This window comes from Proteus sp. G2609, assembly GCF_963896135.1.
In the GTDB taxonomy this organism is placed as follows: Bacteria; Pseudomonadota; Gammaproteobacteria; order Enterobacterales; family Enterobacteriaceae; genus Proteus; species Proteus mirabilis.
This window is the reverse complement of the sequence record NZ_CAWQNB010000004.1, coordinates 23,716-48,256: the sequence shown is the minus strand read 5'-3', so window position 1 is coordinate 48,256 and position 24,541 is coordinate 23,716. Positions and strand designations below refer to the sequence as shown.

Here is a 24,541-nt window from a genome sequence, read left to right as displayed (position 1 = left end):
TTAGCTATTTTGAGAGATGAAAAAACCGGACGCGTTAATTAAGCCCGGTTTAACTATATCCTGACAAAAAGAAAATTTATTCTTCGTCTGGATATTGAGCCATAAATGCTTCTGCTTGTTCGACCATCGCTTTAGTACCCACAAAGAATGGCATGCGTTGGTGCAACTCTGTTGGTTTGATATCTAAAATACGATCTTTACCATTACTGGCTTTACCACCCGCTTGTTCCGCGAGGAATGCCATTGGGTTGCATTCATAAAGTAAGCGTAATTTACCATTTGGATGACTTGCCGTACTTGGGTAAATATAAATCCCCCCTTTGAGCAAGTTACGATGGAAATCCGCAACCAAAGAGCCAATATAGCGAGTTGTATAAGGACGGTTAGTCGCTGCATCCTGCTCTTGGCAATACTTGATGTATTTTTTTACCCCTAATGGGAATTTAATGTAGTTACCTTCATTGATTGAATACATATTTCCGGTAGGCGGAAAATGAACACTTTCGTGAGATAAACAGAAAACCCCTAAAGAAGGATCGTAAGTAAAGGCATGTACACCACAACCGGTAGTGTAAACCAACATAGTAGATGAGCCATAAACGACATAACCCGCAGCAACTTGGCGATTACCGGGTTGCAGGAAATCATCTAGTGTCACAGGTTGGCCAATAGGCGTAATACGGTGGTAAATAGAGAAAATAGTACCAACGGAAACGTTTACATCGATATTAGAAGAACCATCCAATGGATCCATTAATACCACATACTTGGCATTTTCCGCACGATCACCTTCAAAGATAACGATATCGTCTTCTTCTTCCGAACCGATCCCCGCAACTTCACCACGAGCTTTAAGTGCTGCTTTTAGTTTCTCATTCGCGTAAAGATCCAGTTTCATCTGGGCTTCACCTTGAACATTAGAAACACCGTTAGTGCCAAGAATATCGACTAACCCAGCTTTATTAATATCACGGTGAATAATTTTAGCCCCAAGCTTAATGGCTGACAGTAATGCCGTTAATTCGCCAGTTGCATGGGGAAAATCTTGTTGTTTCTCGACGATAAATTCGCCTAATGTTTTCATGACGTGGGTCCTGAATGTGAATGGATAAAATATAAAAAGGAAAAAAGTTTCCTTATTAGTGGCAAGTTTATCCAAAGAATCGCATGATTCAAAGGTTAATCCGTTTCTAATCTGCTTTTTGATGGTTAGAATAGTGACCAACTTCATGCTATTGGAAAGAAATTCATGCACATTCATATTCTTGGTATTTGTGGCACCTTTATGGGAAGTCTTGCCATCTTAGCTCGAGCGAAAGGGCATAAAGTAACTGGCTCTGATGCAAATGTTTATCCTCCAATGAGCACATTATTGGAAAATCAAGGCATTGAGCTAATCGAAGGTTATGATCCACAACAATTAGAACCTGCTCCTGACATGGTGATTATTGGCAATGCGATGACTCGAGGGAATCCTTGTGTTGAAGCGGTACTTGAAAAAGGATTGCCTTACACATCAGGGCCACAATGGTTACATGACTATATTTTGCCTGAGCGTTGGGTTTTGGCCGTTGCGGGTACCCATGGTAAAACGACTACGGCAGGTATGCTGGCTTGGATTTTAGAAGATTGTGGTTATCAACCTGGTTTTTTAATTGGTGGTGTGCCGGGTAACTTTCAAGTTTCAGCACAATTGGGGGAAAGCCCGTTTTTTGTTATTGAAGCTGATGAGTATGACAGTGCTTTCTTTGATAAACGTTCTAAATTTGTTCATTACTCGCCACGTACGCTTATCTTAAATAATCTGGAATTCGATCACGCGGATATTTTTGATGATTTAACGGCGATTCAAAAACAGTTTCATCATTTAGTCCGTATTGTGCCGGGCAGTGGCAAAATTATCATGCCTGATAACGATCTGAACTTAAAACAGACCATTGGTATGGGATGTTGGAGTGAGGAAGAGTACACCGGTGAGACGGGTGATTGGCAGGCGAAAAAGATCAGTAATGACAGTAGCCACTTTGCAGTGTTCCATAAAGGTGAGCAAGTCGGTGAGGTTTGTTGGGGACTTTCGGGTGAACACAATATGCAAAATGGCTTAATGGCCATTGTGGCAGCTCACCACGTTGGTGTATTACCGGTAGATGCATGCGCAGCACTCAATAAATTTATTAACGCCCGTCGTCGTTTAGAGTTACGGGGTGAAGTAAATCAAGTGAGTGTTTATGATGACTTTGCCCATCATCCGACGGCGATTTTAGCAACCCTTGAAGCGCTACGTAGTAAAGTTGGCGGAACAGCACGTATTATTGCGGTATTAGAACCTCGCTCTAATACGATGAAGATGGGGATCAGTAAAGATGATATCGCCCCGGCATTGGGACGTGCTGATGAAGTTTTCTTATTTCAGCCACCTAACATTCAATGGTTAGTCAGTGATATTGCTGAGAAGTGTGTACAGCCTGCTCGTTGGAGCACGGATATTGATACATTAGTGGAGATGGTTGCTAAAGAAGCTAAACCGGGTGATCATATTTTGATCATGAGCAATGGTGGCTTTGGTGGTATACATGAAAAACTCCTGGCGAAATTAGCCACACCAAAATCATCTGTGGATCAATATTAATTTAAATAAGTAAGCCACTGAAATTTCAGTGGCTTACTGTTTATGACCTATTTTCCTGAAGTCGCTATTTATAATTCCTGATCAAATAGGTTTAAAATCGCATCTCGTAGTTCTTCTGTTGAGAATCCTGGCGCGGGTGTAGAAAAAATAGTGTCATCACCAGCGATACTTCCGAGGATCCCTTCTGCTTTACCTAAAGAATCTAATAAACGTGCAATAAGCTGTGCGGCACCGGGGCTGGTTCTAATAACCACTACTGAGTGGTTATGGTCAATATCAAGTACCAAATTTTTCAATGGGCTACTTGCTGTAGGTACACCAAGTTCTGTTGGCAGGCAGTAAACCATCTCCATTTTGGCATTACGCGTTCTTACTGCGCCAAATTTTGTTAGCATACGAGAGATTTTAGACTGGTTAATATTATCAAAACCAGCTTCTTGTAATGCAGTTACAATCTCGCCTTGTGAACTGAATTTTTCTTCTTTCAGCAGGGCTTTAAATGCTTTAACCAAGTCTTCTTGCTTAGAAGGAGTGCGCATAGTTCACCTTTAGTGAGTTATCAATAACTCGCACATTATGCAGAGAAGTGAATTTTTATGCAACATTAGCTCCGTTAATCTTGTTTCTCTTCTTGGTTGATGTGTGTTTTTGTGTGTTAACTCAAAAAAGTTTTATTTCTCGATATTGAATGCGATAATCTTGATTAGGTAAATAATTTGTTAACTAAATGATAATCTTAAATGATTATGCAATATGAGATAGCGCGTTTAGCTCTTAGTGATATTTATTGGAATTATTTCTCAAAAGAGTGCCCGCTATCTCATTAACAGATAAGCAATTTGTTTAGAATAACCGAAGTATTATTTTTTACTACAAATGCCTTATTATGCAATATAGCTGTTAAATAATTGTTTTCTTTACTAGGTGTGTTGCGTAATAGTGAGTATATCAAAGGCGTTCCACTATCTCGTAAACTAAGGAGTATCAGAATGAAAGTAGCAGTTCTCGGTGCAGCGGGTGGTATTGGTCAGGCACTGGCACTTCTTCTTAAAAATCAGCTTCCAGCTGGTAGTGAACTCTCTTTATATGATATCGCTCCGGTTACACCGGGTGTTGCAGCGGACTTAAGTCATATACCTACTCAAGTAAGGGTAAAAGGTTTTGCTGGCGAAGATCCTTCTCCTGCATTAAAAGATGCAGATGTTGTTTTAATTTCTGCCGGTGTTGCCCGTAAACCGGGTATGGATCGCTCTGATCTTTTCAATGTAAATGCAGGGATCGTGCGTAATCTTATTGAAAAAGTTGCACAAAACTGCCCTAAGGCGCTTATTGGTATCATTACTAATCCAGTCAATACTACGGTTGCTATCGCTGCTGAAGTACTGAAAAAAGCCGGTGTTTATGATAAAAAACGCCTATTTGGTGTGACAACACTGGATATTATCCGTGCGAATACTTTTGTTGCTGAATTAAAAGGCAAAGATCCACAAACAACGAATGTTCCGGTCATTGGTGGACACTCAGGTGTCACTATTCTTCCTTTGCTATCTCAAGTAGCCGGTGTGTCATTTACTGATGAAGAAGTTGCTGCATTAACAAAACGTATTCAAAATGCGGGGACTGAGGTTGTTGAAGCTAAAGCGGGTGGCGGATCAGCCACATTATCAATGGGACAAGCAGCTGCGCGCTTTGGTCTTTCATTGATCCGTGCTTTAAATGGCGAAAAAGATGTTATTGAGTGCACCTATACCGAAGGCGATGGTGAACATGCCCGTTTCTTTGCACAACCTGTTCGTTTAGGTAAGAATGGTGTTGAAGAATATCTACCAATCGGTCAATTAAGTGATTTTGAAAAACAATCTCTTAATGGCATGTTGGATGTATTGAAAAAAGATATAATTCTTGGCGAAGAATTTATTAATAAATAAAAAATAACTTTTTTGCTTTAAAATAATGTAAATTTAAATAAAAACCGCTGATAGTGTATCAGCGGTTTTTTTTATTAATTATAATATATGTAATTATTAGTTAATTATTGGTTTTGTCGCGTATCTTCCGTTCAAGTAATTCTCCTGTTTCAGGATGAAAATAACGACTGGGCCAAATTTCCGAAGGCGCTACACCTAGAAAGTCAGCAATGATTTTCTCACCTTTTGGCCAAGGGCGTGACAGTGCATTAGCCAGTGTTGAAGAGCTTAAACCAGCTTGGCGAGAGATGGCTGCCAGTGTTGTGCCTCGTTTTCTGAGTGCGGCAATAATATCGGCAGGATGCCAATCAGATTTCCTTGAAATCATTTTTAATCCTTTTTCTATAAAATTAAATGCTGTGTTAGTGGTATAAATAACAGTTTATTAGAAATGCTTAAAAGCATTAAACTGATTATTTAGAAAATAAAATAACATTATTTTTCTAAAAATATTTCTGATTTTTTTCTTAATAATTTCTTTTTTGAAGTTGATAACAATTTTAGAGAAACGTAATGAAAAAAGAGTGGTATACGGCAATGGAATTGACGGGTATAGGTGGATTACCTAAATCACCACAAGGTGTAAATGCAAAAGCTAAACGTGAATCTTGGTTAAAACAAAAGAGAACTAATAAACAAGGAAATGGCGTTGAATATCATTACTCTTGTTTACCAGAAGAAACTTTAATTGCTCTGGAGCTTTATGAACCATTAGCACATTACAAACTAAATAAAGAGGAGCCACTCGTTATCTGGGTGAAAGCATTCCAACAACTTAATGATGGTGAACAAAAAACAGTAACAGAGCTGATCTTGCGGGATGGTATTAGAAGTTTTTTAGAAAAGATCGTCAAAGATTAAGCGACTTTAAAGAACGCGCTATTGCGTTATCCGCAACCGATATCTGACTAACCTCTTAGTTGAATGTGAGATGAGATCATGAAAAAAGAATGGTATACAGCAAAAGAATTAGTAGGGCTTGCAGGGTTACCTAATTCTCCACAAGGGGTCAATTTAATGGCACGCCGTGAAGGATGGGAAAATCGCCGTAAGCGTGGAGTACAAGGTAAAGCCGTTGAGTACTCGGTTAAAAGCCTCCCTGAAGAGGTGGTGAGCGTGTTAGCGGCGCATGAGCCTCCTGCAGAATATTTATCTAAGCGTCAGGATGCCTTTCTTATCTGGGTGGAAGCTTATTATCAGCTAACAAAATCAGAGCGTGAAAAAATCGTAAAATTTGTTTTACGAGAAGGTCTCGCTAAGTTAATTAGCTATATTGATGCTGACAATCAAGAAGAGATCGAACGAGAAAATGAAGAAGTGGTTCAAAAATTAAAAAGCCCCCCAGAGTCGACATAGTCGCTCTGACGGGCTTCTCATACTTTATGGGGTTTAGGTATGAAAATTACGATTGTCGTTGCACAGCAACGTGCGCAAGGCCAATTAATGCATCTTTGTAAGATGAATCAGGAATAATCGCTAACGCCTCAATGGCTTTATCGGCTTCTTCTTCCGCTTTTTGGCGGGTATATTCCAGTGAGCCACACTGTTTCATCGTTTTTAACACAGTGTCGAGTAAATGACGGCCGTTACCTTTTTCAATGGCTTGACGAATGAGTTGTGATTCTGTTTCGTTACCATGGTGCATGGCATGAAGTAAAGGCAAAGTAGGTTTACCTTCATCCAGATCGTCACCGGTATTTTTACCTAATTGGGTATTATCTGCATCATAATCCAGTAAATCGTCAATCAGCTGGAATGCGGTACCAAGATAACGACCATAATCTTGGAAAGCTTTCTCTTGCTCTGGAGTGGCTCCGCAGAGGATGGCTGACGCATGAGAGGCAGCTTCAAATAAACGGGCGGTTTTACTGTAGATAACTTGCATATAGTCATCTTCAGTAATGTCAGGATCGTTACAATTCATTAATTGTAATACTTCACCTTCAGCGATGACATTGGTTGCGCTAGACATCAGCTTTAGCACGCGCATGGAATCAAGATCCGTCATCATCTGAAAAGATCGTGTATAAATAAAGTCACCTACCAGCACGCTTGCAGCATTACCAAACACAGCATTAGCTGTTTGTTTGCCTCTACGCATATCGGATTCATCAACAACATCGTCGTGCAATAATGTTGCGGTATGAATAAATTCAATTAAAGCGGCGACAGAGATATGTTTGTCCCCTTGATAATCCAAAGCTCGGCCGGTCAGAACAGCGATCATTGGGCGGATCCTTTTACCACCACCGCTAATGATGTAGTAACCAAGCTGGTTTATCAAAGAAACATCTGAATTAAGCTGGTAAAGAATTGCGTCATTTACCGCAGCCATATCAGCGGATGTGAGTTTTATAATAGATTCTAAATTCATGTTTTTCGACTTTGGCTCGCCAATGAGCGCGTTATAATTAATAAAAAATGATCATGCCATAGATTTTACTCTCTTATAATTTAGATTGTACTTTAAAAATGGCTGAAATAAATATTGTGTAAAAAACTCTTTTTTTTGCTGGTTGTTTGCGATCTATACTTGTCATCGCGACTAAATTTGCGTAGAATTCGCGCCCTATGTGAATATTTTAATTGTGCACTCAAATTATACATATTGGGAGTGTGCGGAAAGCGGAGTTTATATGTACGCGGTTTTCCAAAGTGGTGGTAAACAACACCGAGTCAGCGAAGGTCAAACAATTCGCTTAGAAAAGCTTGAAGTAGCAACTGGCGAAACTATTGAGTTTGACACTGTCATGATGGTCGCTGATGGCGACAACATTCAAATTGGCGCTCCAATCCTTGAGGGCGTTAAAGTTAAAGCGGAAGTGGTTGCTCACGGTCGCGGCGAGAAAGTTAAAATTGTTAAGTTCCGTCGTCGTAAACACAGCCGTAAACAACAGGGCCACCGTCAGTGGTTTACTGATGTTAAAATCACTGGTATCGCTTAAGGTTTAGGAGAGCAGATTAATGGCACACAAAAAGGCTGGCGGCTCGACTCGTAACGGTCGCGATTCCGAAGCAAAACGTCTAGGTGTAAAACGTTTCGGTGGTGAAGCTGTATTAGCAGGTAGCATCATCGTTCGTCAACGTGGTACTAAGTTCCATGCAGGTACTAACGTTGGTTGTGGTCGTGACCACACCCTGTTTGCGTTAGCTGACGGAAAAGTTAAATTCGAAGTTAAAGGTCCAAACAATCGTAAATTTATCAGCATCGAAGCTGAATAATTACCGGTCCTTTAAACACCGAGTTAAAAGCCCTGCACAGTCTGTTGCGGGGCTTTTTATATTTAAAAAAGGCCATCTCTGGGTAATTTCGGCCATCCAGCACGTTAATGGCTATCATACGGAGTAAAATCATGAAATTTGTTGATGAGGCCAAGATCCTAATCGTCGCTGGCGACGGTGGTAACGGCTGTGTAAGCTTTCGTCGAGAAAAATATATCCCGAAAGGGGGACCAGACGGTGGTGATGGCGGTGATGGTGGTGATGTCTACATGGTTGCAGACGAAAACCTCAACACCCTTATCGATTACCGTTTTACTAAATCTTACCGCGCTGAGCGTGGTGAAAATGGCCAAAGCCGTGATTGTACGGGAAAACGTGGTCAAGATATTACTATTAATGTCCCTGTGGGGACGCGTGCCCGTGATCTTGCTACAGGTGAGATCATTGCTGACTTAACGGTACATGGTCAAAAACAAATGGTCGCTAAAGGTGGCTTCCATGGTTTAGGGAATACGCGTTTTAAATCATCAGTCAATCGTGCACCACGTCAACGCACAATGGGTACACCGGGTGAATCACGTGAAGTACTGTTAGAGCTGATGCTACTTGCGGATGTAGGTATGTTAGGTATGCCGAATGCCGGTAAATCTACCTTTATTCGAGCCGTCTCGGCAGCCAAACCAAAAGTGGCAGATTATCCATTTACTACACTAGTACCTAGCTTAGGTGTTGTGCGTATGGACAGCCATCAAAGCTTTGTCGTTGCGGATATACCGGGGCTGATCGAAGGGGCTGCTGATGGCGCGGGTCTTGGGATCCAGTTCCTGAAACATTTAGAACGTTGCCGTGTATTATTGCATTTGATCGACATCGATCCTATTGATGGTTCTGATCCCGTTGAAAATGCCAAAATCATTATTTCTGAATTAGAAAAATACAGCGATAAATTGGCACAAAAACCACGTTGGTTAGTTTTCAATAAAGTGGATCTGCTTGATGCCGATGAAGCAAAACAGAAAGCACAAGCGATAGTTGAAGCGTTGGGTTGGGAAGGTGATTATTATATGATTGCTGCTATCAACCAAGAAGGGGTGAAAAAACTTTGTTGGGATATTATGGAATTCCTGAAAGTAACCCCACGTGAGCAAGATATTGCTACCGCTTTAGCCGCTGAAGAAAAAGTTGATTTTATGTGGGATGACTACCATAAAGAACAACTTGAAAATCCTGACCTTGAAGACGATGACGAAGATTGGGATGAAGAAGATGATGATGGTGTAGAGTTTATCTACCAACGCTAATCTCTCTTTTTATCGGTATTGTTGTCTCGGTATCGTATAGAAATACAGATAGCGAGACATAAAAAACGCCTGAATTTTCAGGCGTTTTTACTTTCTAACAAATAATAGTGCTATTTATTGTTATAGATATCTTTATATAAATTCGTTTCAAAACGAACCAAATAGGCGCGTCCAGCATTGCGATTTTGTGTAGGCGGAGAGTAGGCAGAAATAAATTGTACAAATGCTACTTTCTGTCCATTGGCTGTCGTCATAAAGCCAGCTAGATTATACACTCCCTTGAGTGAGCCTGTTTTAGCGGAAACTTTACCGTTGACGCCCGCTTCAGTAAAACCACCACGATATTGCAATGTACCATCATGACCGGCAAGAGGAAGCATACTGATAAAATTTAACTCACTATCATGTTGTCCGACATATTGTAATACTTGCATCATGGTTGCGGGGGCTATCAGGTTATGGCGGGAAAGCCCAGATCCATCCACCATAATTGTATTAGCTAAATCAATGCCCGCTTTTTGTTTTAAAATAGCACGAGTGGCATCCGCCCCTGAACGCCAAGTGCCAGCAACACCATAATATTCACGACCAATAGTTCTAAATACGGCATCTGCAATCATATTGTCAGACTCTTTTAACATCGTCGTCAATAAAGTGTGTAACGGTTTAGATTGTGTTTGTGCTAAAACAGTAACAGGGGCTTTAGGTTGGGAGCGGCGTTTGACATAACCGTCCAGCTCAATATCTGCACGTTGTAACTCTTCTTTTAGCAGTATACCTGCCCAGTGCGCACCATCTTGAATGGAAAACATCAGCGGCATGGCTTCTTCACGTTTAGGAATGCAGCCTGTTATCACATAAGTATTTAAATCTCTCACCGTGACGTCTAATTCGCAAAAGCGGGTTCGTGTTGAGCCTTTTTCATAGGTTTCAACTTCGCTTAAAACCGTGACAGGATAAAAAGACGCTTTACGTATGGTGGCGATATCACCTTCTTTTTGACCACTTTGCAGTAAGACGGAAAAACAATTTTTATCTACAATAGCGGCACTTGGTGGGGCACTAAAGCATTGGGTCATATCATTCCAAACCCATCCCGGCGCTTTGTCATGGCTGGAGAAAGCAGAGGTATCAATTAATAAATTTCCCGTTATTTTTGTGACGCCGGATTGTTTTAATACGGCAACCATTGCTCGTAATTGCTGGCGAGTTAGCGTAGGATCACCACTAAAACGGAAAATTAAATCACCCTCTAGTTGATTGTTTTTTATCTTACCTTCCGTTTCCATTGTGGTGGTAAATTGATAATCGCCCCCTAATTGCAATAGGGCGGCTAAAGCTGTGACCACTTTTTGTGTGCTGGCTGGCAAAGATAATTGATTATCATTATAAGTTAGGTTAGGGGAGGATGCGCCAACAGTTTGGGTGATTAAACCGACTTGAGTGCCATCAGGCAAAAGTTCTATATATTTTTCAACAGGAATGGCGAGGGTTGAAAAGCTTAACAGACTCAAGGTATAAAATATTCCGCGGAATATAGGTAATAAGCGCATAATTTCTCTATCCGTAACTATAAGCTTAACGCTATAGTGTTGATTGCCAGAGGCTAATACTAAAGGGCAATGAGGGCAAAAGTAAACGGTAACACGTGTGATTATCTGATTATCAGAAAATATTACTTATCCTGTTTTTAAAACGAGAATAAGACGTGAAGCCATTGGCCTCTTGTGTTAGATTTAGTTTAGCTTTAGATAAGGGAGGTTTTTACTACTTCCCAACCCAAAGGGTAGAAAGTTACAATTATTTTCTATTCATCGAATATATAAAGGGACAGGCCCTCATTAAGGCTGCCTGTGTCTTTTTTTGTCTTGAGAAGAGTAAAGTAGAACCTTTTCTCTGTGTTGTTAGTATAAAAAATCAGGATGATACCTATTTTTTATTAGGAATAGTATTGAGGTATTAACACATGAATCAGATCCCTATGACAGTTCTCGGAGCAGAAAAATTACGCGAAGAACTGGAATATCTAAAAACTGTTCGTCGCCCAGAAATTACCGCGGCCATTGCTGAGGCACGGGAACATGGCGACTTAAAAGAAAACGCGGAATATCACGCAGCTCGTGAACAACAGGGTTTCTGTGAAGGCCGCATTCAAGAAATTGAAGCAAAATTATCAAATGCGCAAGTCATTGATATCACTAAAATGACAAATAATGGACGTATTATTTTTGGTGCCACGGTGACTTTACTCAATGTGGATACTGAAGAAGAACAAAAATACCGCATTGTTGGTGATGATGAAGCAAACATTAAAGAAAACTTAATTTCAGTCAACTCACCGATTGCCCGTGGATTGATTGGTAAAGAGTTAGATGATGTGGTGGTCATTAACACCCCAGGCGGCCAAGTAGAGTATGAAGTTTTAAACGTAGAATATATTTAATTTGTAATTTTACGTTTCTATAGAAAACTAGAATGCTATCCTGTGGTAATATTAAAAAAGGCCTGAAAAGGCCTTTTTTGCCATAGAGTTAGTTATGGCATTTTTATATAAAGGTATAAGTTTTATTTCGGTAAAATAATTTTACGCGCTTCAGAAGGGCGATAAAGAACAACCATTTTTCCGATAACTTGTACATTCTGTGCACCGCTTTCACGCACAATCGCTGCCACGATCAAGTTTTTAACATCTCGATCTTCGCCTGCGATTTTGACTTTGATAAGCTCATGATGTGCCAGAGCGATTTCAATTTCTGCAAGAACGCCTTCAGTTAACCCGTTGTTACCGATCATAACGACAGGATTGAGATGATGAGCGAGCCCTTTCAGGTGTTGAATTTGTTTTTTGTTAAGAGTCATCATTAATTTTTGCTTAGTTGGGATTGAAAACGGTCTATTCTAACGCCATCTCTCATTTATCACCATAAAATGTCGTCAAGATGCGGTAAAATGAGTGAAGAAGTAAAATTTTTGATTGCTAAGTGTATGATAGTTGGAAAACGCAATGGCCAATAAAAAACGTTCGGCAAGCTCTAGCCGCTGGTTACAAGAACATTTTAGTGATAAATATGTTCAACAAGCAAAGAAAAAAGGGTTTCGCTCTCGAGCTTGGTTTAAATTGGAAGAAATTCAGCAAAGTGATAACATTTTCAAACCAGGTATGACCGTTGTCGATTTAGGTGCTGCTCCGGGTGGGTGGTCTCAATATGTCGTACAGCAGTTAGGAAATAAAGGTAGGATCATCGCATGTGACCTTTTACCTATGGATCCTATCGTTGGTGTCGATTTCCTTCAAGGCGATTTTCGTGATGAACTTGTATTGAAGGCATTGCTTGATAGAGTAGGTGATAATAAAGTCCAGGTTGTCATGTCTGACATGGCTCCAAACATGAGCGGAACACCCGCGGTCGATATTCCTCGATCCATGTATTTAGTAGAGTTAGCGCTTGATATGTGTCGTGATGTGCTGGCTCCCGGGGGAAGTTTTATTGTCAAAGTGTTTCAGGGAGAAGGCTTTGATGAGTACCTGGGGCAAATACGCTCCCTGTTTACGAAAGTGAAAGTTCGTAAACCAGACGCTTCGCGGTCTCGTTCTCGTGAGGTATATATTGTAGCCACAGGGCGTAAACTTTAGTACCCTAAAGCTATTTGTTAACACAGTTGTAATATGAGGTTAATCCCTTGAGTGACATGGCGAAAAACCTGATCCTCTGGTTAGTCATTGCAGTCGTATTGATGTCATTATTCCAGAGCTTCGGACCCAGCGATTCGAATAGTCGTAAGGTGGATTACTCTACCTTTATCAATGAGTTAACTAATAACCAGTTACGCGAGGTCAGCATAAGTGGTTATGATATTAATGTAACTAAAACAGATAACTCAAAGTACAGCACGTATATGCCTATGCGTGATGATAACCTGCTGACCACTTTAATGAACCGTAATGTAAAAGTGACCGGTGAACCCATTGAGGGTCAAAGCCTTCTAACACAAATTTTTGTGTCTTGGTTCCCAATGCTTTTACTGATTGGTCTTTGGATCTTCTTTATGCGCCAAATGCAAGGTGGTGGCGGTAAAGGTGCGATGTCTTTTGGTAAGAGTAAGGCTCGCATGTTGACAGAAGACCAAATCAAAACAACCTTTGCTGATGTTGCAGGTTGTGATGAGGCCAAAGAAGAAGTCAGCGAGCTAGTTGAGTATTTACGTGATCCGGGTCGTTTCCAGAAATTAGGTGGTAAAATTCCGAAAGGTATCCTAATGGTTGGTCCTCCTGGTACGGGTAAAACATTATTAGCAAAAGCGATTGCTGGTGAAGCAAAAGTACCTTTCTTTACTATTTCTGGTTCTGACTTCGTTGAAATGTTTGTCGGGGTCGGTGCTTCTCGTGTTCGTGATATGTTTGAACAGGCTAAAAAAGCAGCACCTTGTATCATCTTTATCGATGAAATCGATGCGGTTGGTCGTCAACGTGGTGCCGGTCTTGGCGGTGGTCATGATGAACGTGAACAAACGCTGAACCAGATGCTGGTCGAAATGGATGGTTTTGAAGGCAACGAAGGTATCATCGTGATTGCCGCAACTAACCGCCCTGACGTATTAGACCCTGCATTATTACGTCCAGGTCGTTTTGACCGTCAAGTCGTCGTAGGTTTACCAGATGTTCGTGGTCGTGAGCAAATTCTGAAAGTGCATATGCGCCGAGTGCCATTATCACCAGACGTTGATCCTGCGATCCTTGCTCGTGGTACTCCGGGTTTCTCCGGTGCTGACTTGGCAAACTTGGTTAATGAAGCTGCACTATTTGCCGCACGCGGTAACAAACGTGTTGTTTCAATGGTCGAGTTCGAAAAAGCAAAAGATAAGATCATGATGGGTGCTGAACGCCGTTCAATGGTTATGACCGAAGAACAAAAAGCATCAACGGCTTATCATGAAGCGGGACACGCCATTATTGGTCGTTTAGTGCCTGAACATGATCCGGTACATAAAGTGACGATTATCCCGCGTGGACGTGCATTAGGTGTGACTTTCTTCTTACCTGAAGGTGACCAAATCAGTGCCAGCCGTCAAAAACTGGAAAGCCAAATTTCAACACTTTATGGTGGTCGTTTAGCGGAAGAGATCATTTATGGGCCTGAACATGTTTCGACAGGGGCTTCTAATGATATCAAAGTGGCAACCAATATTGCGCGTAACATGGTGACACAGTGGGGCTTCTCTGAAAAATTAGGGCCATTACTGTATGCTGATGAAGACGGTGAGGTGTTCTTAGGTCGTTCAGTTGCTAAAGCGCAACATATGTCAGATGAAACAGCACGTACTATCGACGAAGAAATTAAAGCTATCATCGATCGTAACTATACCCGTGCTCGTCAAATCCTGATGGACAACCTAGATATTCTGCACTCAATGAAAGATGCATTAATGACTTATGAAACCATTGATGCACCTCAAATTGATGACTTAATGAATCGTCGTGAAGTTCGTCCACCGGCAGGTTGGGAAGGCAATAATGGCAATAGTGGTGCAAATACCGCTACAGCACAGCCGACACAAACACATGTGACGAATGAGCCAAATAATAAGTCAGGATCAGAGAGTGACACACCTTCTGATAACAATACTCATTAATCCTTATCGGGTTCTATATTGAGTAAGCTATAAATACAAACCCCAGGCTTTCTGGGGTTTTTTTATATAGGTATCAACGAAATGAAATTAATTGCCAGAGGAAGAGAGCTTAATTTATCTTCACCCCAAGTGATGGGCATTTTAAATGTGACGCCAGATTCATTTTCTGATGGCGGAACGCATAACTCTCTTAATGATGCTATTAACCACGCCGCTAAACTTATTGCTGAAGGGGCTTCTATCATCGATATCGGTGGTGAATCAACAAGGCCGGGTGCCAGTGATGTTTCTGTCGATGAAGAGTTACATCGTGTTATTCCTGTGGTCGAAGCTATCCAGCAACGTTTTGATGTGTGGATTTCTGTTGATACATCCAAAGCACAAGTGATCACGGAGTCCGCTCAAGCGGGTGCCTCTATTATCAATGATATACGTTCACTTACCGAACCTGGAGCACTGCAGGCGGCTGCAAAAACGGGGTTACCTGTTTGTATTATGCATATGCAAGGTTTACCTAAAACAATGCAACATTCGCCGCAGTATAAGAATGTGATGATAGAAGTTGATGCTTTTCTAGCAGAGAATATTCAACGTTGTATTGATGCTGGCATCGAGAAAAATCAAATTATTCTTGATCCAGGCTTCGGCTTTGGTAAAAATTTAGCGCATAATTATCAATTATTAGCACATCTAAGTGATTTTCATCACTTTGGTTTACCGATACTCGCCGGAATGTCACGTAAATCAATGGTAGGACAGTTACTCAATGTTCCGCCACAAGAGCGTGTTGCTGGTAGTGTTGCTTGCGCAGTTATTGCTGCAATGCAAGGGGCACAAATTATTCGTGTACACGATGTTAAAGAGACTGTAGATGCGATGAAAGTCGTGCAGGCGACTCTTTCTGCAAAGGAAAATAATGAATGAGCGAACGTAAATACTTTGGAACAGACGGTATCCGTGGAAAAGTAGGTGACAGCCCTATTACACCTGATTTTGTATTAAAGCTAGGCTGGGCTGCAGGTAAAGTACTTGCACGTCACGGCTCACGTAAAATCATTATCGGTAAAGATACTCGTATTTCTGGTTATATGTTGGAATCGGCTCTAGAAGCAGGCCTTGCTGCTGCGGGATTATCCGCTTCATTTACAGGCCCGATGCCAACCCCCGCGGTCGCTTATTTAACCCGTACTTTCAGAGCAGAAGCTGGCATAGTGATTTCTGCTTCTCATAATCCCTATTATGATAATGGCATCAAATTCTTCTCCATTGATGGTACAAAACTACCTGATGAAGTAGAAGAAGCCATTGAAGCGGAAATGGAAAAACCGATCACTTGTGTAGAGTCCGCAGAATTAGGGCGTGCGAATCGCATTGTTGATGCCGCGGGCCGTTATATTGAATTTTGTAAAGGTACTTTCCCTAACGAAAATAATTTAAATGGGTTAAAAGTTGTTGTGGATTGTGCCCATGGTGCAACTTACCATATTGCGCCTAATGTTTTTCGTGAACTCGGGGCTGAGGTTATCACTATTGGTTGTGAGCCTACGGGCATCAATATCAATGACGAATGTGGTGCAACAGATGTACGTATGTTGCAAAAACGCGTGTTAGAAGAGGGTGCCGACGTTGGTTTAGCCTTTGATGGTGATGGTGACCGTATTATTATGGTTGATCATAAAGGCCTAAAAGTAGATGGTGACCAAATTCTCTATATCATTGCGCGAGAAGCGTTACGTCAAGGTCAACTACGTGGTGGTGCCGTCGGTACACTAATGAGTAATATGGGGTTAGAGATTGCCTTAAAACAGCTTGGTATTCCTTTTGTGAGAGCGAAAGTGGGTGACCGCTATGTGCTTGAGAAATTGCAAGAAAAAGGCTGGCGTTTAGGGGCGGAAAACTCGGGTCATATTATTTTACTTGATAAGACAACAACGGGTGATGGTATTGTTGCTGGTCTGCAAGTATTAAGCGCAATGGTTCGTAACCATATGAGCTTGCATGATCTATGCAGTGGCATGAAATTATTACCACAAATTTTGGTGAATGTTCGTTTTACGGGAAATCACGATCCTCTACAATCAACAGAAGTTCAGCAAGTCGCAAAAGAAGTTGAGGCGGAGCTTGGCGGTAAGGGACGCGTTTTATTACGTAAATCAGGAACAGAACCATTAATTCGAGTGATGGTTGAAGGCGAAAATGAAGAGCAAGTCACAGCGATGGCGAATCGTATTGCTGATGCAGTAAAACATGTTGGCTAATTGCTGTTTTTTTCTTCAATTAATCACTTTATAGTAAAATAACCTTGCTTGTCAGTTCAGGTTTGGTTAGTATTCACACCCGCTTAGTAAGGTCGTTGAACTAAAGCGGGTGAAGCAATCGAAGGTTATCGCATAGGCGATAAGTTCCATAGAATAGGTAACGCAAATGTATACAGCACTCATTGTTATTCTTATCATTGCAGCAACAGGGCTGGTTGGTCTGATCCTGTTACAGCAGGGTAAAGGTGCTGATATGGGCGCTTCTTTTGGTGCAGGTGCTTCCGGTACAGTATTTGGTTCAAGCGGTTCAGCAAATTTCATGACCCGTATGACCGCTGTTTTAGCAACAGTGTTTATTGTACTTTGCCTTATTTTAGGTAATTTAAGTGCCAATAAAACTGTTCGTGAAGACAGTAAGTGGATGTCTATCGAGCAGACTGCAGAAGAAGCGAAAAAAGCTGAGCAATTAGCAGCGCCTGTAGCACCAGCAAACACAGATATTCCGCAGTAAACTAAGTAATAGTTAAAAATGAGATTGTTTGGGGTTTTGGTTAAATAAACAGTCTCATTAAAGTGCCGAGGTGGTGAAATTGGTATACACGCTACCTTGAGGTGGTAGTGCCTACAAAACGGGCGTACGGGTTCAAGTCCCGTTCTCGGCACCATTATTCCAGATAGCTTGCGTTTTGCATGTTATCAGCGTAAAATTTGCCACGTTTTTCGAACGCGGGGTGGAGCAGCTTGGTAGCTCGTCGGGCTCATAACCCGAAGGTCGTTGGTTCAAATCCAGCCCCCGCAACCACTTCTAACAATACAGCACTTTTCTCATTAATCATCTTGTAAACCGATTATGATCCTGAGTGGAATGTGCCGTAGAAGAGGTTATCTCGATTGGCAAGTTACAGGGTCCAGTTGCATAAAGCCCCGAATTTCGGGGTTTTTTGTTATCAGAGAATAGAATACTGGGCTATAAGCCCTTTTTTTATGCCTTGGGGGTGGGTTTGTCCACATTAGAGCAAAAATTAACAGCGATGGTTTCAGCACCAGTAGAAGCATTAGGCTTTGAATTTGTTGGTCTTGAGTTTATTCGTGGTCGAGTATCAACATTGCGTATCTATATTGATAGTGAAGAAGGTATCACTGTTGATGATTGTGCTGATGTTAGCCACCAGGTCAGTGCTGTGCTGGATGTTGAAGATCCAATTCAAACATTTTATAACCTTGAGATCTCATCTCCTGGTTTAGAAAGACCTTTATTCACTACAACGCATTATGAGCAATTTATCGGCGAAGAAGTCGCCGTTGTATTACGAATTGCGATGCAAAACCGCCGTAAATGGCAGGGCATTATTAAGTCTGTCGCTGGCGAAATGATCACGGTTACTGTGGATGGTAAAGACGAAGTGTTCGCACTGAGCAACATCCAGAAAGCTAACCTGGTACCCCACTTTTAAGTTTTGAAGAGGCAACTAGGATGAACAAAGAGATTCTGGCTGTTGTGGAAGCGGTCTCTAACGAAAAATCTCTTCCTCGTGAGAAGATTTTCGAAGCACTGGAAACTGCATTAGCGACAGCGACTAAGAAAAAATATGAGCAAGAGATTGATGTACGAGTTTGCATTGATCGTAAAACGGGGGATTTTGATACTTTCCGTCGTTGGCTTGTGGTTGAAGAAGTTACTCAGCCTACTCGTGAAATCACACTTGAAGCGGCTAAATACGAAGAGCCTGAAATTGAACTCGGCGGCTTCATTGAAGACCAAATTGAGTCTGTTACTTTCGACCGTATTACCACCCAGACCGCAAAACAAGTGATCGTACAAAAAGTACGTGAAGCTGAAAGAGCGATGGTTGTTGATCAATTCCGCGAACAATTAGGCGAAATTATCACGGGCGTTGTGAAAAAAGTAAACCGCGATAACATCACCCTAGATTTAGGAAATAACGCAGAAGCCGTTATCTTACGTGAAGATATGCTACCGCGTGAAAATTTCCGCCCAGGTGACCGTGTACGTGGTGTCTTATACGATGTTCGTACAGAAACTCGTGGTGCACAACTTTTCGTAACACGTTCTCGTCCTGAAATGCTGATCGAATTATTCCGCATTGAAGTACCTGAAATTGGCGAAGAGATCATTGAGATTAAAGCTGCAGCACGTGATCCAGGTTCTCGTGCCAAAATCGCTGTAAAAACCAACGATAAACGCATCGACCCTGTGGGTGCTTGTGTTGGTATGCGTGGTGCACGTGTACAAGCCGTTTCCAGTGAACTGGGCGGTGAACGAATTGATATTGTTCTGTGGGATGATAATCCTGCACAATTCGTGATTAATGCAATGGCTCCGGCAGATGTTGCTTCTATTGTTGTCGATGAAGACAAATGTACAATGGACGTCGCTGTTGAAAGCAGTAACCTTGCCCAAGCGATTGGCCGTAATGGTCAAAATGTTCGCTTAGCAGCACAATTACTGAAAAAACATCGTGGTGATGACAAATGGGAACTGAATGTCATGACTGCAGATGAACTGAATGCTAAGCATCAGGCAGAAGCAAACGCAGCCATTGAAATATTTACTAAGCATCTCGACATTGATGAAGACTTCGCAACTGTTTTAGTTGAAGAAGGTTTCTCTACCCTTGAAGAGTTAGTTTATGTGCCGATTGACGAACTGTTAGCTATCGACGGTCTTGATGAAGAAACAGTTGAAGCATTACGTGAAAGAGCAAAAGCGGCATTAACAACGATTGAACTAGCTCAAAAAGAAAGCCTAGGCGATAACCAGCCAGCTGAGGACTTATTAGCTCTCGAAGGCATGGAACGTTCTTTAGCATTTGATCTAGCTGCCCGTGGTATCTGCACACTGGAAGATCTTGCCGAACAGGGTATCGACGACCTAACTGATATTGACGGTTTAAATAGTGAGCGCGCAGGCGAACTCATTATGGCTGCTCGTAATATCTGCTGGTTTGGGAATGATGCGTAACAACTGAGCAGGAAGGAACAGAATGACAGATGAAACAGTAAAATCACTTGCAGAAGAGATTCAGACACCGGTTGAACGTTTGGTACAGCAGTTTGCTGATGCCGGTATTAAGAAAACCGTCTCTGATTCTGTCTCCCAAAAAGAGAAAGAAACCTTGCTGGCTTGGTTGAACCGTGATAAAGAGTCAACCAGCCAACCAGAAAAATTAACGTTACAGCGCAAAGTGCGTAGTACGTTAAGTGTTCCTGGTACAGGTGGCAAAAATAAATCAGTAGCCATCGAAGTCCGCAAAAAACGCACTTATGTGAACCGTGATGCAGTTGAAAAAGCACAAGCGGCAGAGCAAGCTCAGCGTGAAGCGGAAGAAAAGGCGCGTCGCGAAGCAGAAGAAAAAGCACAGCGCGAAGCACAAGAGAAAGCACAGCGCGAAGCTGAAGAAAAAGCAAAACGTGAAGCTGAAGAAGCCAAGAAAAAGGCTGAAGAAAAGGCAAAACGTGAAGCTGAAGAAGCAAAACGTGAAGCAGCGGAATTAGCTAAGCGCGAAGCAGCGGAAAAAGACAAAGTGAAACAAAACGAGAAACCAAAAGCTGATAAGGCTGATCAGGAAAAAGCACGTCGCATAGCCGAACAGGCTGAACTGAAACGTAAAACAGAAGAAGCTCAGCGTCGTAAAGCTGAAGAAGAAGCTCGCATTGCAGCAGAAAAAGCGCGTCGCTTAGCGGAAGAAAATGCTGAAAAATGGACTTCAGATACGCCATCTGAAACAGAAGGTACTGACTATCATGTGACGACATCTCGCTATGCGCGTGATGCAGAAGATGAAAGTGATGCTGAGGTTGAAGGTGGCCGTGGCCGTGGTCGTGCAGCAAAAGCCCCTCGTCCAAAGAAAAATAACCGTCACTCTGAAAAAGCAGATCGTGAAGAAGCTCGCGCTGCTGGCCGTTCTAACAAGAAAGGCAAAGGACGTAAAAACAGCACATTACAGCAAGGCTTCAATAAGCCAGCAGCTGCCGTAAACCGCGATGTTGTCATTGGTGAGACTATTTCAGTTGCTGATTTAGCAAACAAAATGGCAGTGAAAGGTTCTGAAGTCATTAAAACAATGATGAAAATGGGTGCAATGGCAACCATCAATCAAGTTTTAGACCAAGAAACGGCACAACTGGTTGCGGAAGAAATGGGTCACAAAGTTATCTTACGTCGTGAAAACGAGTTAGAAGAACAAGTGATGAACGACCGTGATACTAGCGATGAAATGGCTGTATCTCGTGCGCCTGTTGTGACTATTATGGGTCACGTTGACCATGGTAAAACCTCTTTACTCGACTACATTCGTTCAACGAAAGTGGCTTCAGGTGAAGCAGGTGGTATTACTCAGCATATCGGTGCTTATCACGTTAAAACCGACAAAGGTGAAATTACCTTCCTAGATACTCCAGGTCACGCCGCATTTACTTCAATGCGTGCCCGTGGTGCTCAGGTAACGGATATCGTTGTTCTGGTTGTTGCTGCTGATGATGGTGTGATGCCACAAACTATCGAAGCTATCCAACACGCCAAAGCAGCAAATGTGCCTGTTGTTGTTGCCGTGAACAAAATTGATAAACCAGAAGCTGATCCTGATCGTGTTAAAACTGAGCTGTCTCAATATGGCATTCTGCCAGAAGATTGGGGTGGTGAGACTCAGTTTATCCATGTGTCAGCAAAACAAGGTTTAGGTATTGACGAGTTGCTGGATGCTATCTTATTACAAGCGGAAGTTCTTGAACTGAAAGCAGTAAAAGAGGGTATGGCAAGCGGTGTTGTTATCGAATCTTACCTCGATAAAGGCCGTGGTCCTGTTGCGACTATCCTTGTTCGTGAAGGTACCTTGAATAAAGGTGATATCGTTCTGTGTGGCTTTGAATACGGTCGTATTCGTGCAATGCGTAACGAATTAGGTAAAGAAGTACAATCTGCCGGCCCATCAATGCCTGTTGAGATTTTAGGTCTGTCTAATGTACCTTCTGCGGGTGATGAAGCAACCGTTGTTCGTGATGAGAAAAAAGCGCGTGAAGTTGCCTTATATCGTCAAGGTAAATTCCGTGAAGTGAAACTGGCTCGTCAACAGAAATCTAAACTGGAAAACATGTTTGCTAACATGGAAGAAGGTAAAGTTTCTGAACTGAACATCGTACTGAAAACGGATGTTCAAGGAACTTGTGAAGCCATCACTGATGCATTAGTTAAACTTTCTACAGATGAAGTTAAACTGAAAATTATCGGTTCTGGCGTGGGTGGTATCACTGAAACAGATGCGACTTTAGCGGCTGCTTCTGATGCTATCATTCTTGGTTTCAACGTTCGTGCTGATGCTTCTGCACGTCGTATTATCGAACAAGAAAGTGTTGATTTACGTTACTACTCCGTTATCTATAGCTTGATTGATGAAATTAAATCAGCAATGAGCGGTATGTTAGAGCCTGAATACAAACAAGAAATCATGGGTCTTGCTGAGGTTCGTGATGTGTTTAAATCACCTAAATTCGGCGCTATCGCGGGTTGTATGGTGGTTGAAGGTAATATCAAACGTAACAATCCTATTCGCGTATTACGTGATAACGTGGTTATTTACGAAGGTGAGCTTGAATCACTGCGTCGCTTTAAAGATGACGTCAACGAAGTCCGTAATGGTATGGAATGTGGTATCGGTGTGAAAAACTACAACGATGTCCGTGTTGGCGATATGATTGAAGTGTTCCAAGTTATCGAAATTAAACGTTCTATCGATTAATCGAGTACGTCTGATTTAAACAGGAAGGGAGCTTAATGGCTCCCTTCTTATTCCTCTCTTTATGCTATTCCCCCTTTATTCTTTTCTGTATTTTTCAATATAAGCGAAATAGATTGGCTTTCAGTAATTTATGTCATTAAAAGAACAGGGTAAGATAACGCTAAAGAGCAGATTTATTGCTAAAGAGAAAAAAAGCGTAAAGCGGTTGTGAAACGTGACTTTATGTATACTCTTTAGATATCATCGATTTTAAAATTGGATCAATAATGACAATAGAGTGATAACGACATTGTCAGGGAGAGATAAAATGGCAAGAGATTTTAGCCGTGCTCAGCGTGTTTCTCAGGAAATGCAAAAAGAAATCGCCATCATTTTACAGCGCGAAGTAAAAGATCCACGTATTGGAATGGCCACCGTATCCGGTGTTGAAATTTCACGTGATCTGGCTTACGCCAAAGTATTTGTCACCTTTTTAAACCTATCAGCAGGTGAAGAAAGCGATGAAGAAATGGTAGAAAATGGCTTAAAAGCCCTTAACGAAGCAGCAGGCTTTATTCGTTCTTTATTAGGTAAAGCGATGCGCTTACGTGTTGTTCCTGAGCTAACATTTGCTTATGACAATTCATTAGTTGAAGGTATGCGTATGTCTAACCTTGTGTCAAATGTTGTCAAAGATGATGAAAAACGCCGTCATAAAGAGGAAGAGTAATGGGGCGTCGTCGTAAAGGGCGTGAGATTAACGGCGTATTATTGCTTGATAAGCCTCAAGATATTTCATCGAATGACGCTTTGCAAAAAGTACGCCGCATGTTTAATGCAAGCAAAGCGGGGCATACCGGCGCTTTAGATCCTTTAGCGACAGGTATGCTTCCTATCTGTTTAGGTGAAGCGACAAAGTTTTCACAGTTTTTATTGGATTCAGATAAACGCTATCGAGTGATTGCCAAATTAGGTGAAAGAACAGATACCTCTGATGCTCATGGACAAGTGATCCAGCAACGACCTGTACAGTTTAACCAGCAAGCGCTCGATGCTGCGTTAGAGAGTTTTCGTGGTGAAACATTGCAAATTCCTTCAATGTATTCAGCCCTTAAGCATCAAGGTAAACCACTTTATGAATATGCAAGACAAGGTATTGAAGTTGAGCGAGAAGCAAGACCCATTACCGTGTATGAATTGCAATTTATTCGCTGGGAAGACGATGAATTAGAACTAGAAATTCATTGTTCTAAAGGTACTTATATTCGCACTATCATTGATGATCTGGGTGAGAAATTAAACTGTGGTGCCCATGTGATTTTCTTACGTCGTTTAGAAGTCGCAGATTATCCGAAAGAGCGTATGGTGACGCTTGAGCAATTGCGTGCAATCATTGATGATGCTCAGCAACAAGATGAGTCACCATTTCCTGCGTTAGATGCCTTATTATTGCCTATGGATACTGCGGTTGCACATTTCCCTGTGGTGCATTTAACCGCCATTATGGCGGGTTACTTAAAACTGGGGCAACCGGTTCGGGTAAATCACACCTTGGATGAAGGGGAATGGGTCAGAGTCACCGAAGGCGATGAGAAAAAATTTATTGGCCTTGCGATCATCAAAGATGGTCTAGTTGCACCGAAAAGATTAGTCGTGGATTATCAGGCACTCAATAACCCTGAATAGCAATTCTTGCGCTAAGTGTGTTTGAAGCGTAGAATAATGCGGCTATCTGTTTAGGTGGCTGAGTTGGATAGCTGAATTAGAGATTGGCTATCTGAAAATTTTACTTTTATTG

The 24,541-nt window shown here is 41.8% G+C and carries 24 protein-coding genes and 2 tRNA genes; 20 read left to right on the top strand and 6 right to left on the bottom strand.

The window, feature by feature from the left end; genetic code table 11:
* Window positions 1-76: 76 nt before the first annotated feature.
* The gene (gene fbp, locus AACV01_RS01465) at window positions 77-1,084 is read right to left on the bottom strand and encodes a class 1 fructose-bisphosphatase (RefSeq protein WP_004249610.1); all 1,008 of its coding nucleotides are present in this window, start codon (window positions 1,082-1,084) and stop codon (window positions 77-79) included.
* A gap of 165 nt (window positions 1,085-1,249) precedes the next feature.
* Here fbp and mpl point away from each other — a divergent pair, with 165 nt between their 5' ends.
* Entirely contained in the window at window positions 1,250-2,629 is a 1,380-nt protein-coding gene (mpl, locus tag AACV01_RS01460) for a UDP-N-acetylmuramate:L-alanyl-gamma-D-glutamyl-meso-diaminopimelate ligase (RefSeq protein WP_004246258.1), read from the top strand.
* 68 nt (window positions 2,630-2,697) lie between these two features.
* On the opposite strand, the gene argR is transcribed toward mpl, so the two are convergent.
* Window positions 2,698-3,168, bottom strand: a complete 471-nt coding sequence (gene argR / locus AACV01_RS01455; RefSeq protein ID WP_004246257.1) for a transcriptional regulator ArgR — start codon at window positions 3,166-3,168, stop codon at window positions 2,698-2,700.
* 450 nt (window positions 3,169-3,618) lie between these two features.
* Here argR and mdh point away from each other — a divergent pair, with 450 nt between their 5' ends.
* A complete protein-coding gene (mdh, locus tag AACV01_RS01450) occupies window positions 3,619-4,557 on the top strand; it encodes a malate dehydrogenase (protein ID WP_004246256.1) in 939 nt (312 codons plus the stop codon).
* Window positions 4,558-4,657: 100 nt separating this feature from the next.
* Here the strand turns inward: mdh and AACV01_RS01445 are convergent, their stop codons facing one another.
* The gene (locus tag AACV01_RS01445) at window positions 4,658-4,924 is read right to left on the bottom strand and encodes a helix-turn-helix domain-containing protein (RefSeq protein WP_004246255.1); all 267 of its coding nucleotides are present in this window, start codon (window positions 4,922-4,924) and stop codon (window positions 4,658-4,660) included.
* 185 nt (window positions 4,925-5,109) lie between these two features.
* Here AACV01_RS01445 and AACV01_RS01440 point away from each other — a divergent pair, with 185 nt between their 5' ends.
* Together AACV01_RS01440 and AACV01_RS01435 are read left to right on the top strand one after the other, a co-directional pair.
* A complete protein-coding gene (locus AACV01_RS01440) occupies window positions 5,110-5,457 on the top strand; it encodes a DNA-binding protein (RefSeq protein ID WP_004246254.1) in 348 nt (115 codons plus the stop codon).
* Between the two features lie 78 nt (window positions 5,458-5,535).
* Entirely contained in the window at window positions 5,536-5,952 is a 417-nt protein-coding gene (locus tag AACV01_RS01435; RefSeq protein ID WP_004246253.1) for a DNA-binding protein, read from the top strand.
* 46 nt (window positions 5,953-5,998) lie between these two features.
* Here the strand turns inward: AACV01_RS01435 and ispB are convergent, their stop codons facing one another.
* Window positions 5,999-6,970: an octaprenyl diphosphate synthase gene (ispB, locus tag AACV01_RS01430; protein ID WP_004246252.1), complete on the bottom strand. Its 972-nt coding sequence runs from the start codon at window positions 6,968-6,970 to the stop codon at window positions 5,999-6,001.
* A 262-nt stretch (window positions 6,971-7,232) separates the two neighbouring features.
* Between ispB and rplU the strand changes: the two genes are divergently transcribed.
* From rplU to cgtA, 3 genes are all read left to right on the top strand, one after another.
* The gene (rplU, locus tag AACV01_RS01425) at window positions 7,233-7,541 is read left to right on the top strand and encodes a 50S ribosomal protein L21 (protein ID WP_004246251.1); all 309 of its coding nucleotides are present in this window, start codon (window positions 7,233-7,235) and stop codon (window positions 7,539-7,541) included.
* Between the two features lie 19 nt (window positions 7,542-7,560).
* A complete protein-coding gene (gene rpmA / locus AACV01_RS01420; protein WP_004246250.1) occupies window positions 7,561-7,818 on the top strand; it encodes a 50S ribosomal protein L27 in 258 nt (85 codons plus the stop codon).
* Window positions 7,819-7,949: 131 nt separating this feature from the next.
* Entirely contained in the window at window positions 7,950-9,119 is a 1,170-nt protein-coding gene (gene cgtA / locus AACV01_RS01415) for an Obg family GTPase CgtA (protein WP_004253016.1), read from the top strand.
* A 110-nt stretch (window positions 9,120-9,229) separates the two neighbouring features.
* On the opposite strand, the gene dacB is transcribed toward cgtA, so the two are convergent.
* Window positions 9,230-10,672 (bottom strand): serine-type D-Ala-D-Ala carboxypeptidase, encoded by a 1,443-nt coding sequence (gene dacB, locus AACV01_RS01410; protein ID WP_004246248.1) that lies wholly within the window; start codon window positions 10,670-10,672, stop codon window positions 9,230-9,232.
* 413 nt (window positions 10,673-11,085) lie between these two features.
* On the opposite strand from dacB, the gene greA reads away from it, so the two are divergent.
* Window positions 11,086-11,562, top strand: a complete 477-nt coding sequence (gene greA / locus AACV01_RS01405; protein ID WP_004249606.1) for a transcription elongation factor GreA — start codon at window positions 11,086-11,088, stop codon at window positions 11,560-11,562.
* Window positions 11,563-11,684: 122 nt separating this feature from the next.
* On the opposite strand, the gene yhbY is transcribed toward greA, so the two are convergent.
* Window positions 11,685-11,978: a ribosome assembly RNA-binding protein YhbY gene (gene yhbY, locus AACV01_RS01400; protein ID WP_012368729.1), complete on the bottom strand. Its 294-nt coding sequence runs from the start codon at window positions 11,976-11,978 to the stop codon at window positions 11,685-11,687.
* 145 nt (window positions 11,979-12,123) lie between these two features.
* On the opposite strand from yhbY, the gene rlmE reads away from it, so the two are divergent.
* From rlmE to truB, 12 genes are all read left to right on the top strand, one after another.
* Window positions 12,124-12,753 (top strand): 23S rRNA (uridine(2552)-2'-O)-methyltransferase RlmE, encoded by a 630-nt coding sequence (gene rlmE, locus AACV01_RS01395; protein ID WP_004246244.1) that lies wholly within the window; start codon window positions 12,124-12,126, stop codon window positions 12,751-12,753.
* Between the two features lie 56 nt (window positions 12,754-12,809).
* The gene (gene ftsH, locus AACV01_RS01390) at window positions 12,810-14,750 is read left to right on the top strand and encodes an ATP-dependent zinc metalloprotease FtsH (protein WP_004246243.1); all 1,941 of its coding nucleotides are present in this window, start codon (window positions 12,810-12,812) and stop codon (window positions 14,748-14,750) included.
* A gap of 81 nt (window positions 14,751-14,831) precedes the next feature.
* Window positions 14,832-15,674, top strand: a complete 843-nt coding sequence (gene folP, locus AACV01_RS01385; RefSeq protein WP_004246242.1) for a dihydropteroate synthase — start codon at window positions 14,832-14,834, stop codon at window positions 15,672-15,674.
* Window positions 15,671-17,008, top strand: coding sequence for a phosphoglucosamine mutase (gene glmM / locus AACV01_RS01380; RefSeq protein WP_004246241.1), 1,338 nt, complete (start codon window positions 15,671-15,673; stop codon window positions 17,006-17,008). Before folP ends, glmM begins: the two co-directional genes overlap by 4 nt.
* Before the next feature lie 166 nt (window positions 17,009-17,174).
* Entirely contained in the window at window positions 17,175-17,519 is a 345-nt protein-coding gene (gene secG / locus AACV01_RS01375) for a preprotein translocase subunit SecG (protein WP_004246240.1), read from the top strand.
* A gap of 64 nt (window positions 17,520-17,583) precedes the next feature.
* A tRNA-Leu gene (locus AACV01_RS01370) sits at window positions 17,584-17,673 on the top strand.
* A 60-nt stretch (window positions 17,674-17,733) separates the two neighbouring features.
* A tRNA-Met gene (locus AACV01_RS01365) sits at window positions 17,734-17,810 on the top strand.
* A gap of 199 nt (window positions 17,811-18,009) precedes the next feature.
* Window positions 18,010-18,462 carry a ribosome maturation factor RimP gene (rimP, locus tag AACV01_RS01360; protein WP_004253010.1) on the top strand — a complete coding sequence of 151 codons (453 nt, stop codon included), beginning with the start codon at window positions 18,010-18,012 and terminating at the stop codon, window positions 18,460-18,462.
* A 20-nt stretch (window positions 18,463-18,482) separates the two neighbouring features.
* Window positions 18,483-19,991, top strand: coding sequence for a transcription termination factor NusA (gene nusA / locus AACV01_RS01355; protein WP_004246238.1), 1,509 nt, complete (start codon window positions 18,483-18,485; stop codon window positions 19,989-19,991).
* Window positions 19,992-20,013: 22 nt separating this feature from the next.
* Window positions 20,014-22,764 carry a translation initiation factor IF-2 gene (gene infB / locus AACV01_RS01350; protein ID WP_046334737.1) on the top strand — a complete coding sequence of 917 codons (2,751 nt, stop codon included), beginning with the start codon at window positions 20,014-20,016 and terminating at the stop codon, window positions 22,762-22,764.
* 307 nt (window positions 22,765-23,071) lie between these two features.
* The gene (rbfA, locus tag AACV01_RS01345) at window positions 23,072-23,473 is read left to right on the top strand and encodes a 30S ribosome-binding factor RbfA (RefSeq protein ID WP_004246236.1); all 402 of its coding nucleotides are present in this window, start codon (window positions 23,072-23,074) and stop codon (window positions 23,471-23,473) included.
* Entirely contained in the window at window positions 23,473-24,429 is a 957-nt protein-coding gene (gene truB / locus AACV01_RS01340) for a tRNA pseudouridine(55) synthase TruB (protein ID WP_049218748.1), read from the top strand. The genes rbfA and truB overlap by 1 nt, the downstream gene beginning before the upstream one ends.
* Window positions 24,430-24,541: the final 112 nt, after the last annotated feature.